Annotated in this window: 10 protein-coding genes and 1 other annotated feature; of the genes, 3 read left to right on the forward strand and 7 right to left on the reverse strand. The window is 44.2% G+C overall.

Annotation, left to right across the window (positions count from 1 at the left end):
• Window positions 1-6: 6 nt before the first annotated feature.
• Window positions 7-135 (forward strand) — a sequence feature (Phe leader region).
• Window positions 136-152: 17 nt separating this feature from the next.
• Window positions 153-2,156: a 3-deoxy-7-phosphoheptulonate synthase gene (gene aroF, locus K5L93_RS03580; protein ID WP_220718503.1), complete on the forward strand. Its 2,004-nt coding sequence runs from the start codon at window positions 153-155 to the stop codon at window positions 2,154-2,156.
• Window positions 2,157-2,318: 162 nt separating this feature from the next.
• Here aroF and ffh read toward each other — a convergent pair whose 3' ends face one another.
• Window positions 2,319-3,716: a signal recognition particle protein gene (gene ffh, locus K5L93_RS03585; protein ID WP_220718504.1), complete on the reverse strand. Its 1,398-nt coding sequence runs from the start codon at window positions 3,714-3,716 to the stop codon at window positions 2,319-2,321.
• Window positions 3,717-3,858: 142 nt separating this feature from the next.
• Here ffh and K5L93_RS03590 point away from each other — a divergent pair, with 142 nt between their 5' ends.
• A complete protein-coding gene (locus tag K5L93_RS03590; protein ID WP_220718505.1) occupies window positions 3,859-4,650 on the forward strand; it encodes a cytochrome C assembly family protein in 792 nt (263 codons plus the stop codon).
• Window positions 4,651-4,721: 71 nt separating this feature from the next.
• The gene (locus K5L93_RS03595) at window positions 4,722-5,999 is read left to right on the forward strand and encodes an HlyC/CorC family transporter (RefSeq protein WP_220718506.1); all 1,278 of its coding nucleotides are present in this window, start codon (window positions 4,722-4,724) and stop codon (window positions 5,997-5,999) included.
• A 63-nt stretch (window positions 6,000-6,062) separates the two neighbouring features.
• Here K5L93_RS03595 and luxS read toward each other — a convergent pair whose 3' ends face one another.
• From luxS to K5L93_RS03625, 6 genes are all read right to left on the reverse strand, one after another.
• Window positions 6,063-6,572, reverse strand: coding sequence for an S-ribosylhomocysteine lyase (luxS, locus tag K5L93_RS03600; protein ID WP_016403969.1), 510 nt, complete (start codon window positions 6,570-6,572; stop codon window positions 6,063-6,065).
• A 52-nt stretch (window positions 6,573-6,624) separates the two neighbouring features.
• On the reverse strand, window positions 6,625-7,269 hold the full coding sequence (locus tag K5L93_RS03605; protein ID WP_246614971.1) for a transglycosylase SLT domain-containing protein: 645 nt from the start codon (window positions 7,267-7,269) through the stop codon (window positions 6,625-6,627).
• Window positions 7,256-8,833 carry a glutamate--cysteine ligase gene (gene gshA / locus K5L93_RS03610; RefSeq protein ID WP_246614972.1) on the reverse strand — a complete coding sequence of 526 codons (1,578 nt, stop codon included), beginning with the start codon at window positions 8,831-8,833 and terminating at the stop codon, window positions 7,256-7,258. The genes K5L93_RS03605 and gshA overlap by 14 nt, the downstream gene beginning before the upstream one ends.
• 86 nt (window positions 8,834-8,919) lie before the next feature.
• On the reverse strand, window positions 8,920-11,766 hold the full coding sequence (locus K5L93_RS03615; RefSeq protein ID WP_246614973.1) for a M16 family metallopeptidase: 2,847 nt from the start codon (window positions 11,764-11,766) through the stop codon (window positions 8,920-8,922).
• 24 nt (window positions 11,767-11,790) lie between these two features.
• Window positions 11,791-12,222: a YqaA family protein gene (locus tag K5L93_RS03620; RefSeq protein WP_220718507.1), complete on the reverse strand. Its 432-nt coding sequence runs from the start codon at window positions 12,220-12,222 to the stop codon at window positions 11,791-11,793.
• A gap of 9 nt (window positions 12,223-12,231) precedes the next feature.
• Window positions 12,232-12,837 (reverse strand): beta-phosphoglucomutase family hydrolase, encoded by a 606-nt coding sequence (locus K5L93_RS03625; protein WP_220718508.1) that lies wholly within the window; start codon window positions 12,835-12,837, stop codon window positions 12,232-12,234.
• Window positions 12,838-13,251: the final 414 nt, after the last annotated feature.

Raw genomic sequence — 13,251 nt, forward strand, 5'->3', positions numbered from 1 at the left:
TCATGAAAATATTCAACACCCGATTTTTGTTTGGTTTCTTTTTTACTCCACCCTTTTAGGGAGGCGAACGGAATTGGTGTAAAAACGAAAACACACAGAATCCATAAAGCCTCCTTCTTAGGAGGCTTTTTTGTTAACAGGGAATACAACAGATGGCAGACTTAGAGCAGATCCGAACAAAAATAACAGCGCTCGACCAATCATTATTAACACTGCTGACTGAGCGTCGCCAACTCAGTGTTGAAGTAGCAAAAAGTAAAATAGAAAACCCCAAAGCGATTCGCGACCAAGAACGCGAACAGTTACTGCTGGTTAAGCTAATAAATAAAGGCAGAGAGTTAGGCTTAGACGCCCACTATGTGACTCAGCTTTACCATACCATCATCGAAGATTCGGTACTTTCGCAACAAGCATTTTTGCAAGGTATTACTAATCCAGATATTCATGCGCAAGCGGTAAGAGTGGCATTTTTAGGTAACAAAGGCTCTTACAGTAATATTGCAACTCATCAATACTTCTCGCGTTATAAAAAGCAAATTGTTGAGTTTGGCTGCAGTGCCTTTCAAGACATTGTTGATACCGTGGAATCTGGTCAAGCTGACTACGGCATGTTACCGATTGAAAACACCAGCTCTGGCAGCATTAATGAAGTATACGATGTTTTGCAGCACACCAGTTTGTCGATTGTTGGCGAGTTATCAATACCTATTGACCACTGTATTTTGGCTCATCCAAAAGCCAAACTAGAGCAAATTACTACCTTGTATGCTCACCCTCAACCTTATGCTCAATGCAGCCTTTATTTGCGCACCTTAGCGAATACCCGAGTAGATTTTGTAGATAGCTCTTCCAAAGCTATGGAAGTGGTTGCCGGAGGCGACGATTTAACCGTTGGTGCCATTGGCAGCAAAGTGGGCGGTGAAATGTATGGTTTACAAGCCTTAAAAACCGATATTGCCAATCAACAACAAAACTACACTCGCTTCATTGTTGTTTCCCGCAAACCGGTGGAGGTTGCAGAGCAAGTGCCAGCAAGAACAACTTTTATTATGTCAACGGCACAGCAAGCAGGTTCGTTAGTAGAAGCGCTGTTGGTATTGCGCGAGCACGATATCAACATGAGCAAATTGGAATCTCGCCCAGTACAAGGTAACCCTTGGGAAGAAATGTTTTATGTGGATGTTTCCGCCAATGTTAAGTCTAGCCAAATGCAATCGGCATTGGCAGAGCTAACACGCCTTACCCGCTACATTAAAGTGCTTGGCTGCTACCCAAGTGAAAATGTTGACCCAACGCTTATTCCGCTAGAAGCCTTAGCCAACAAAGACAAAAATAAAGGTAGCGAACCAAGCCTAATTAGCACCGTACAAGAAGATGGTGCGCTCTCTAGCCTCTCGCACAAGGCCAGTGCCACGGTAGTACGCGTTGGCGATGTTAAAATTGGTGATGGTGGCTTTGTTACCTTTGCTGGCCCTAGTGCAGTAGAGTCTGAACAACAAATCATAAACTGTGCAGGAGCAGCCAAAGAAAGTGGTGCTGCAGTACTTGCCGCAGGTTGCTTTAAACCTCGCAGTTCGCCTTATAGCTTCCAAGGTTTAGGTGAAGAAGGCCTAAGTTATTTAAACGCCGCAGGTAAAAAGTATAAGCTTCCTACGATGACCGAAGTAAGCTCGGTTGATCAGGTTGCCTCTTTAGCCGCTAAAGCAGACATACTGCATGTTCGCTCGCGCCACATGAAAAACTTTAACCTGTTAAAAGAACTGGGTAAGTCTACTCGCCCTATTCTTTTAGAGCGCAATAATATGGCCTCTCTTGATGAGTGGTTACATGCTGCGGACTACATTTTGGCACAAGGCAACCAACAGGTGATTTTATGCGAAGCAGGCGTAAGAACGCTTGAAGGCAAGAATAAAATCACCTTGGACTTAGGCGCGATTAGCTTGTTGCGCCAACGAACCCACCTACCGATTGTGGTAAACCCAGGTGAAGCAGTAGACGAGCTAAGTGCGGTGGGTCCTATGGCCAAAGCTGCCAAGTTACTAGGCGCCGATGGTATTGTACTTTGTGCTCACCCATCGCCAAGTGATGCCAGTGTAGATGCTGATAAATCATTAGATTTTAAACAACTACAACACTTGATGAGCGAGCTATACTAAAAGCTCTCCACTACGTAAAAAGCCCAGCCAATTTTTGACTGGGCTTTTTACTGTGCAAATGTGCCGCTATCTAAATAGTTGCTCAACTAACGCTATATAAGCGATACGAGACATAAAAATAAAAGCCCAACTAGATGCCGGGCTTATTGCTATCGATATTGTTTAGAAGCGACCAGGACCTCGGCCACCGCCACCAAATCCGCCCATACCGCCTGGAGGCATCATGCCTTTCATTTGGCTCATCATCTTACGCATGCCGCCTTTACCCGACATTTTCTTCATCATTTTTTGCATTTGAGTGAACTGTTTCAACAACTTGTTCACATCTTGGATCTGGGTACCAGAACCAGCAGCAATACGACGCTTACGCGAACCTTTAATAATTTCTGGGCGTTGACGCTCACCCGGAGTCATAGAATTGATAATCGCTTCCATCTGATTGGTAAGCTTATCGTTCATTTGGTTTTTAACGCTGTCAGGAACTTGGCCCATGCCTGGCAATTTATCCATCATGCCCATCATGCCGCCCATATTCTTCATCTGTACCAACTGCTCGCGGAAGTCTTCTAAATCAAAACCTTTACCTTTTTGAACCTTCTTGGCCAGCTTTTGCGCTTGCTCTTTGTCAACCTTGCGCTCTACTTCTTCGATAAGAGAAAGTACATCTCCCATACCTAAAATACGCGAGGCAATACGATCAGGATGGAACGGCTCTAAGGCATCGGTTTTTTCACCAACCCCCATAAATTTAATTGGCTTACCGGTGATATGACGAATAGATAAAGCTGCACCACCACGCGCATCACCATCGGTCTTAGTTAAGATTACACCAGTAAGTGGCAGCGCTTGGTTAAAGGCCTGAGCGGTATTTGCCGCATCTTGACCAGTCATCGCATCCACGACAAACAAGGTTTCGACCGGCTCAACTGCCTGATGAAGCGCTTTAATTTCGTCCATCATGTCTTCGTCAACATGTAAACGACCCGCGGTATCGACAAGCAGTACGTCAGCAAATTGAGTTCTGGCTTCGGCGATAGCACCGTTAACAATATCTACTGGATTTTGCTTTTCATTACTTGGGAAGAAAATAGCGTCAACTTCTGATGCTAGAGTCTCTAGCTGTTTAATCGCAGCGGGGCGATAAATATCAGCGCTCACTACCATTACTTTTTTCTTTTCGCGCTCTTTTAGATATTTAGCTAGTTTTGCAACAGAGGTAGTTTTACCCGCACCTTGCAGACCGGCCATCATAACGACCGCTGGAGGCTGGGCTGCCAAATTAAGGCTTTCGTTAGATTCGCCCATAGCCGATTCCAGCTCTTGCTGAACAATCTTAACGAATACTTGACCAGGGCTAAGGCTCTTATTTACTTCTTGGCCTAGAGCACGTTCTTTTACTTTTTTAACAAACTCGCGAACTACGGGTAAGGCAACATCCGCTTCCAACAAGGCCATACGCACTTCGCGCAAAGTGTCTTTAATGTTGTCTTCAGTGAGTCGGCCACGGCCGCTGATATTTTTTAAAGTTTTCGAGAGTCGATCAGATAAGTTTTCAAACATGCTTTTTCCTGTTGATCATATAGCGAGCACTGTTTAGCCGCCACATTATACCGAAGCGCCGATATTCTAAAAGCTAATTCTAGCTCTGACTGTACAGGGCGAGTATACTGAACCCAAACAATCAGATAGTTAGCTTCAAATCATGAATCTATTGGTACTTCCTACCACCGTGTTTTATCTGTTGGCCGCTTATGTTTGCATTACTGGCTTGCTGAATAAACAAAGCGGTGCAAACAAATGGCTATGGCTTAGCGCTGGCTGCGCTATGCTAATGCATGGCATTTGGGAAGTAGAGCATTTATTTTTGGCGCAAGGCCAAGATTTAAGCATCTTTAATGTGGCAGGTTTAGTCAGCTTACTGATTGCTCTTACCGTTACCGCCTTAGCTAAACCCTTCAAACTATGGTTTATTTTGCCAGTGGTTTATCTGTTTTCCATTGTTAGCATGTTATTAGCGGTAATGATCCCGAGTGACTACATCATCCACTTAGAGTTAAAGCCGCAAGTACTAATTCATATCAGCGTTGCGTTAGCCGCCTTTACTGTACTAATGATTGCAAGCTTGTATGCCTTGCAGATGGCCTATTTAGACTGGACCTTAAAACGCCACAAGCCTGGGGCAATTCACCCAGCAATGCCTTCATTAATGAGCATTGAGAAACAGTTATTCACCTTGATTCGTGTAGGGCTAATACTGCTTAGCGTGTCGTTGTTGAGCGGCTTTGTATTTTTAACCGACTTTTTTGCCAATGGCCGTGGTCATAAAGCAATATTCAGCTTAATTGCTTGGTTTATCTACTCAAGTCTTCTTTGGGGACACCATTACCGAGGCTGGCGTGGGAAACTAGTGGTGATCTTGACGGTAATTGGTTCAATCTTGCTGAGTTTAGCCTATTTTGGTTCACGCTTTGTTAAGGAAATCATTCTCAACTAAAATGAGACCTTGACAGCCCTTTGGGGCTACATATAAATTAGCCCTGTTATATTAATCAAGGATTCTCCTGTTTGGACGACATATCTACGAGTAGCTTACTGCTCCTTCTCGTGTTCCTCATAATTTGCTCTGCTTTCTTTTCTAGCTCCGAAACTGGCATGATGTCGCTTAACCGCTATCGCCTTCGGCATTTAGTTAATACTAAACATAAAGCCGCTAGCCGAGTAGACAAACTGCTTGAACGCCCCGACCGATTAATTGGCCTAATTTTAATTGGCAACAACCTCGTTAATATTTTTGCTTCAGCGATTGCTACGATAATCGGTTTGCGCTTATTTGGCGATGTCGGGGTTGCTATCGCTACTCTTGTACTTACTTTTGTCATTTTGATTTTTGCTGAAGTTACGCCCAAAACCATGGCTGCACTTTACCCAGAAAAAGTTGCCTTCCCAGCTTCAATATTACTACGCCCATTAATGAAATTATTGTTCCCATTTATTTGGGCAACCAATGGCGTCACTAATGGTTTACTACGATTACTAGGGGTAAATCCCACAAACAAAGATGATGAAGCGTTAAACCCTGAAGAGTTACGTACCGTAGTTGACCAAGCAGGAACCCTTATCCCTAAGCGCCACCAAGATATGTTACTCAGTATCTTGGACTTAGAGAAAGTAACCGTTGATGACATCATGATTCCGCGCAACGAGATTGCGGCCATTGATATTAACGATGATTGGGACAGTATTCTTCGCCAACTCACCCAAAGCACTCACACCAAAATTCTGCTATTTCGCGACACCATTGATGATTCAGTAGGCTTTGTCCATTCACGTGATTCTTTGCGTCTGTTATCTAGAGAGCAGTTTGATAAAACCTCTATGCTGCGTGCTGCTAAAGAGATCTATTTCATTCCTGAAGGCACACCGCTCAATGTGCAACTACTAAAGTTTCAGCGTCGTAAAGAGCGAATTGGACTTATTGTCGATGAATACGGCGACATTCAAGGCTTGGTGACATTAGAGGATATTCTTGAAGAAATTGTTGGTGACTTTACCACTAGCATTGCGCCTGACCCTAGCGACGAAATTCATCCACAAATTGATGGCAGTTACTTAGTAGATGGTACTGTAAACATTCGAGACTTAAATAAAGAAATGAGCTGGAACTTACCAACCGATGGTCCTAAAACCTTAAACGGTTTAATTGTTGAGCACTTAGAAGACATCCCAGATGCAAACCTATGTCTCCGCTTAGCTGGTTACCCTATCGAGATAGTAGAAATAGAGAATAATACCGTGAGTTTAGCGCGAATCATCCCAGCGTTTTACAGTAAACCCAAAAAATAGCGCCGTTAGCAAAATAATAAAAAAGCCAGCTTAATGCTGGCTTTTTTATTATAGAAATACCATTTAAAGCTTACCGAGAATCTCGTCAGATAATCCCAGTTCATCATTTTTGTTTACGCTAATACCGCGTTCAATGATGCTTGTAGCAATGCTCTTCGCCTCATCTAAAGAGTGCATAGCGTAAGTACCACATTGGTATTCATTGAGCTCTGGAATGTCATTTTGATTGGCTACTGCAAGTACATCATGCATTGAGGCTAACCAAGCGTCAGCAACTTGTTGCTCGTTAGGGCTACCTATTAAGCTCATGTAAAAGCCTGTGCGACAACCCATTGGCGAAATATCGATGATTTCAACGTCGGCAGAGTTTAAGTGCTCACGCATAAAGCCGGCATAAAGGTGCTCTAGGGTATGAATACCTTTCTCAGATAAAATCTCTTCGTTAGGCACACAGTAACGTAAATCAAATACAGTAATAGTGTCTTTGCTAGGCGTAGACATGGTTTTGGCTACGCGAACCGCTGGCGCATGCATGCGGGTGTGGTCTACGGTAAAACTATCTAATAAAGGCATGATTTTCTCTCTTCATATCTCAGCGTAGCTGAGACTCATTATTTGGGTGTATTTAAGCAAAGAATAGACGCCATAGCCAGCTACTATCTAGATCGTCTTTACACTTATTATACTGGGCCGCATAGCGTTTCGATCGCTGGTCGACTGTTCCCGCTACCTTCACCAACCATTGTTTCTGATGATAAGTACCACGCTTATAGCCGCCCCAGCCTTCGTGATAGTTTAAATACTGGTTGCGCGCATCCCATTTCGATACACCATTAATCTTGTGGGTTTTATTGGTAAACCAACCCATAAAGTCGATGGCATCATCGAAGTTAGTTCGTGACGACCAAGAGTTGCCGGTTTCGCGCACATAGTCATCCCAGGTCATGGTTTTAGCTTGGCTATAGCCATAAGCGCTACTAGCACGACCTACAGGAATAAACCCAAACCAATATTGCATTGGTGGGCGAGCATTATGCTTGAAGCTGGATTCTTGATACATCATTGCCATGGGAACATGTACTGGCGTGCCCCATTTCTTGTTCATTTTTTTCGCTGATTTATACCAATCGCGCTTTTCTTCAAAAATGCTACATAGGTTCTCAGGATCTTTTGGCGGCGCACTACTGCATCCCGCCAATACACTTAAACCTAAAACTGCCAAGGCTACCTTAGCCCAGTGAACAAGTGATACATCCCTACTTATTGGCATTCTCAAAATACTTCGTTAAAAAGTGATCAAAATCGAGGTCGTCACTAGCTTCTATTGCTTGTTGCTCAGCAAAGCTTTGTTCAGCCATCGCGCTAAAGTCTTGATCTTGCCAGTTAATCGCTTTATGACCAAGCATCTCTTCGCGATATTGTGCAGCCCATTGCAAGCCCAAGCTGCTGTTGTCTACTGAGTGTGATTTTAACAAACGCAGAAAACGTGAAGAATAGGTGTTGTCATTAGCAACATCAGCTATCGCCTGCTCTAGCGAAGCGCTAAAGTCTGGCTCTGCACGCTGAGTATCAAGCAGTTGAGCAGCTTGTTGCATCTTAATCAATAAGCTGTCGATATGCACTGGCAGGCTTTGTTGGTCACCAGCAATAGTTAGCATCAACTCGGGATTACGCCCTTCAATAGCCACCGCATTGAAGTTGTCACGACAAGCTTGTAACTCCTCTTTGCACATTTCTGGTGAGTCCATCAAAACGCAAGCCAGCAACAAGCTATCTATCACTCGCACCTGCGCCTCAGTTACGCCTACAGCATCAAAGGGGTTGACATCTAGCGCTCTAATTTCGATGTATTCAATACCATCTTCAGCTAGAGCTTGAGAAGGAGTTTGACCAGACTTAGCGACACGCTTGGCCCGAATAGGCGCATACAACTCATTTTCTATCTGCAATATGTTGGCGTTAAGCTGACGATATTCACCATCAACTTTCACCCCAATTTTGGCGAACTCTTCAGAATGAGAACTCACCGCTTTGCGAACGCTTTGAACGTATTCACTAACGCTGTTGTAGTTAATATCCAGTTCGTGTTGCGCAGAACTAGTATACCCTAAATCGCTTAAACGTAACGAGGTAGCATACGGTAGATAAAGCGTTCCTTTGCCCATTTTTTCAAAAGCGAGTTGGCTCTCGCCAGCGTTCATAAATGAGCCACATAGCGCAGGTGAGGCACCATAAAGATAAGCCACCATCCAACCATAGCGATAAAAGTTACGAATTAAAGCCATGTAACGTTGCGAGATGTACTCAGAAAGCGGCTGTTGGTCACCATCAACCTTTTGTAGTTGCTGCCAAAAGCTTTGCGGCAAAGAGAAGTTATAGTGCACACCAGAGATCACCTGCATGGCGCTGCCATATCGATGACGTAGCCCCTGACGATAAGCATGTTTCATCTTACCAATGTTTGATTGGCCGTAATCCGCTAACACAATGTCTTGCTCGTCACCAATGTAACAAGGCATGCTCAAAGGCCACAAACGTTGTCCATCAAGCTGCTTTAGTGTTTCATGGTGAATATCGGTAAGACGCGATAATACCTGCTCAACACTGTCAGAAACCGGAGTAATAAACTCTAACAAGGTTTCTGCATAATCGGTGGTAATCAGAGGATGAGTAAGCGCTGAACCTAATGCTTTAGGATGGCCATTAGGTGCTAGCTTTCCCTGTTCGCAAATACGTAAAGCTTCACGTTCAATACCGCGTTTAATGCCAAGCACTCCGGTATCTGCCATTGCTGCGCTCAATTGCGTCAGCCGAGTAGTAAACTGTTGAGTCAAGTTGAACTCACTATCTTGTTAAAACGCGTAATGTGGCAAAGCATAGCGAGATCGCCCATGTTTTGCCACCACTGTGCGTTGCTAAGTTACAATGCAAGTTCTTGAACTGGCATACCTATTTTCTGTAGCTCTGGAAGTAGTTGCTGTTTATCGCCCACTACCACCACTATCATTTCTTCTGGTGAGAAGTACTTCGCCGCCAATTGCTGCAATTCAGCTTGGCTAATATTGGCGGTAATTTGATTCTGGGTAGCGACAAACTCTGGCCCCAAATCAAAGGTCAACATTTGCATCAAAAATGAAGCTTTCTGCGATGGTGTTGCATAGGCCAGAGCCTCCTGCTGGGAGACTGCGCTGCGCATATATGCCAGCTCTTCATCGCTTGGGCCACTTTTTGAGTAAGCTTCTAGCTCAGCCAATAACTCTCGAATAGCCGAAGCCGTGGCATCTTGTCGCACATCGGTTGAGATAACAAAACTACCGCTATCTTTAAAACCGCCAAATCCACTACTTACGCCATAGGTATAACCTTTGTCTTCTCGCAAGTTCATGTTAATTCGACTATTAAAGTTTCCGCCAAAATTAAAGTTCATCAAGTTAGCTTTAAAATACTCACCGGTAGCATCGTAAGGCATCGCTAAACGGCCAATCCGAATCACCGATTGAACCGCACCCGGCTTATCGAGCAGGTAAATGGTGTTGTTATCGGCAGAAGGTTTCGCCGTTAAATGAGCTGCCTTACTCGCCTCGCCTTGCCATTCTTTTTGTAAAGGCTGCAATGCTTGCTCAATCTGTGTTTGCTTTAGATTGCTCACAGCAACCAGCTGGCTGCCGTTTGGTTGGTAATGCTGTTGCCAAAACTGCTTCACATCTTCTAGGGTAAGCGCAGCGACGCTATCACGACTTCCCCAGCTAGAGGTTGCTAGACGGCTACCTTCACCAAAGAACAAGCTTTGACTAGCAATACTGGCTAGCCAATTTGGCTGATTAAATTTCTGCTCAATACTTTGCAAGTGGCGGGCTTTTTCACGCTCGAACTCGGCACTATTAAACGCTGGGGTTAATAAGCGCTGCTGCAAAATATCCAGAACCTGAGGCAAGCTCTCGGTTAATGAAGACAGACTAATATTTTGGCTATATAGCCCGCTACTAAAGCTCACTGACGCGCCCAACTCGGTAAGTTGATCTGATATCTCAGCGGCGGTGGTTTGCTGGGTGCTTTGCATCAACATTTGCGCAGTGAACTTAGCCAAGCCTTCTTTGCCTTTGGGCTCTGAAATACTGCCGCCAGGTAACCTGAACTGCAAGGTAACTGTAGGCGTTGGTTGCTCAGAGGTGCCTAATACTTGTAAGCCATTAGTTAACTCTGCATGCCATAACTCAGGCAATTTAACTGCCACAGCTGGGCCAGAAGGCGGCTCAATGCTACGGTCAAAGTTATCTTTCACTTCGCGCAGTGCTAGCTCACTGTCATCAATGTGCTGCTGCTCAGGCAGAGTACGAGGAGCAGGTGTAAAGTTGTCTTCGCCAGCTATTAACTGAGTTTGCCCTTTGGGTACCACACTCATCACCACCCTAGGTTTACCTATGATGTAATGCTGATAAGCCTCTTGTACCTGTTGATCATTTACATTTTGAAACTGTTGCAATACTTCACTGATATATAAAGGCTGTTCAAAGAAGGTTTCACCAAAGGCAAGCTGAGTGACTACATCAGAGACACTTTCTAAGCTATAAATAGTTGAAGCTTTAAGCGATGAGCGAACACGTTGTAAATCTTCTGCGCTTACTCCGCGCTCAGCAAAATCGTTAATGGCTTGGTCGACATCTTGCTCCAGCTGGGCCAAGGTTAAGCCAGCTTGCGGATTAGCACGCACGTAAATCGACAATGTACAGGCCATTTCACGACAATAATGCGAGCTGCCCGCAGACAAAGCTTTACCTGATTCAACCAATGATTGATGCAGTAATGAGCTTTTGCCCCCACCTAAGATCTCAGAAAACATATCTAAGGCGACTTCGTCTTCAGCGCCGGCATACACCGTTGGGTAGCTAATATAGAGCAAAGGGATATGGATACGGTCTTCTAGAGAAATATAGCGTGTTTCACTAAGCTTGGCTGGGCTTGGCGTAATTTTCGGGATCTCTGGGCCACTGGGGATCCCACCAAAATATTTGTTTATCCACTCTAGGGTCTGCAACTCATCAATATCACCACCAATGCTTAACACAGCATTATTTGGCCCGTACCAACGAAGAAAAAATGCTTTTAAATCATTTACATCTACCCGATTTAAATCCTCTATATAACCGATGGGTTGCCATGAGTAAGGATGTTCTCGAGGATAAAGCGCTTCATCTACCCGCTCTGACAATAAACCATAGGGAGCATTATCGACTCGCTGCGCACGTTCATTTTTTACGGTATCGCGCTGGATTTCGAATTTTTTCTGGCTTACCGCTTCAAGTAAAAAGCCCATTCTATCAGCCTCTAACCACAGCACCTTCTCAAGCTGGTTAGCAGGAACAGTTTGGTAGTAATTAGTGCGATCTTTTGTAGTAGAACCATTCATGGTTCCACCCGCTTCGTTAATAATACGAAAGTGCTCTTGGTCTCCAACATGCTTAGAGCCCTGGAACATCATGTGTTCAAAGAAGTGGGCAAAGCCCGATTTACCCGGCTCTTCGCGGTTAGAACCAACATGATAAGTAATATCTACATGCGCTAAAGGCGCATTATCATCTTGGTAGAGCAATACCGTTAGGCCATTAGCTAAGCGATACTTTTTGTAAGCTATCTGGATGTCGCTATTATTGGTCTGTGAAGTTTCGACTAACTCCACACCTTTGGGTAGCTCAACTGAAGAGTTAGGGTCTATCTGAGTACAAGCAGCTAACCACAGGATGCTAAGCACACTTAACCATCTAAGCACTATATTGACCTCTCTAATCATTTATTAAATATTCACAACTGCGTTGCCTAATGCCAACAGCAAAGCGTAACGAATCGCTTTGCCAATAAGCATGGCAATAGTGCTTTGCCAAACCGGAAGCTTAGCCGCGCCCGCAACAAAACAAAGCGCATCGCCAATTACCGGAGCCCAGCTCATGAGTAAACTCCAGGCACCGTATTTGACCAACCAAGGCTTAGCCTTGGCTTGTTCGTTCAAGTTAGGTAACCAACTAAAATGCCTATTACCAAAGTAAAAAGCGCCCCAGCCCATAGCAAAGGTAACCAAGCCACCTAGGGTATTGCCTAAGGTAGCTACCACTAACAAGCTGAGCCATTGTTCAGGAACTTGGCTAGCTAAACCCAACAACACAACTTCTGAGCTACCGGGTAACAAGGTAGCCGATACGAAGGCGCTAAAAAATAAAACAACTAACAATAGAACCGCCTAATCAACAAAATAATTCGCTGGCCACAAGTTTCTTACATCAACCACCGCCATCCCGGCGGCTTTTGCAGCCGCTATGCCGGCATCAGCGTCTTCAAATACCAAGCATGCGTGCGGTTCTACCTGCATCAATTCTGCACACTTTAAGAAAGTGTCAGGAGCTGGTTTATGGGCAGCGACGAGATCGGCACCAACAATCGCCTGTAACTTATCAGCTATACCTAATTTACTGAGTATCATCTCGGCTTGCTGCTGGCTCGCACCCGTCCCCACAGCCATCAGTTTTTCACCTAAAAAATGCTGATACACTTTAATTAAAGGTGTTGGCAGTATTTCACTATTCACTAGCTGGTGGTAACACTGCTCTTTAGCATCAACCACTTTGTTAACATCCACCCCCTTTATATGGGCATCGGCAAGCAAGTTTTCAACTGTTTGTAAGGTTGGCATACCACTCATGGCTAGCATTTGCTCAGAGCTAAAAGGAATAGAAAACTGATCTAGAGCAGACTGCCACGCGTTTTGATGATGTTGCATGGAGTCAATCAAGGTTCCGTCCATGTCAAAAATAAAGGCGGCATAGTTTTGGTAATCTTGGAAGTTCATAATCAACTCTGTATGTGGTCGGACTGAACGGCAGCCGATTTAGCCTGCATCATACCAATTAGCGACAATTTAACTAGAATATTTTATTAAGCGTGGTAACACCGGAAACCAGCAATTAAAGTTAGTTGAGTGAAAACGAGTAATCTGTGTGAAGCGTAGCGAAGTTAATGATTAGCTTATGCCAATCGTACTAAGTAGCTGTTCATCCTATCTGGTTAAAATGCTCGATAACTACGTTAGGATTTTTGATTGTAGAATAACTACTTATCGAAAAATCCTGGCTTATTCTCGAGTATTTTTCCTGCGTTATTTCTGAACACTTACTTAGTGTGATTGGTATTACTTCAATTTGTAAGTAATGAAGGTAAACTAAAAGTTCTTCAATTACTTAAGTGACCCAGTAGGTACAATTAT

It is taken from the genome of Agarivorans litoreus (assembly GCF_019649015.1).
Classification (GTDB): Bacteria; Pseudomonadota; Gammaproteobacteria; order Enterobacterales; family Celerinatantimonadaceae; genus Agarivorans; species Agarivorans litoreus.

Coding starts and splice junctions, on each gene's coding strand:
- aroF (WP_220718503.1), top strand. CDS start 153: ATGGCAGACTTAGAGCAGATCCGAACAAAAATAACAGCGCTCGACCAA.
- ffh (WP_220718504.1), bottom strand. CDS start 3,716: ATGTTTGAAAACTTATCTGATCGACTCTCGAAAACTTTAAAAAATATC.
- K5L93_RS03590 (WP_220718505.1), top strand. CDS start 3,859: ATGAATCTATTGGTACTTCCTACCACCGTGTTTTATCTGTTGGCCGCT.
- luxS (WP_016403969.1), bottom strand. CDS start 6,572: ATGCCTTTATTAGATAGTTTTACCGTAGACCACACCCGCATGCATGCG.
- K5L93_RS03605 (WP_246614971.1), bottom strand. CDS start 7,269: ATGCCAATAAGTAGGGATGTATCACTTGTTCACTGGGCTAAGGTAGCC.
- K5L93_RS03625 (WP_220718508.1), bottom strand. CDS start 12,837: ATGAACTTCCAAGATTACCAAAACTATGCCGCCTTTATTTTTGACATG.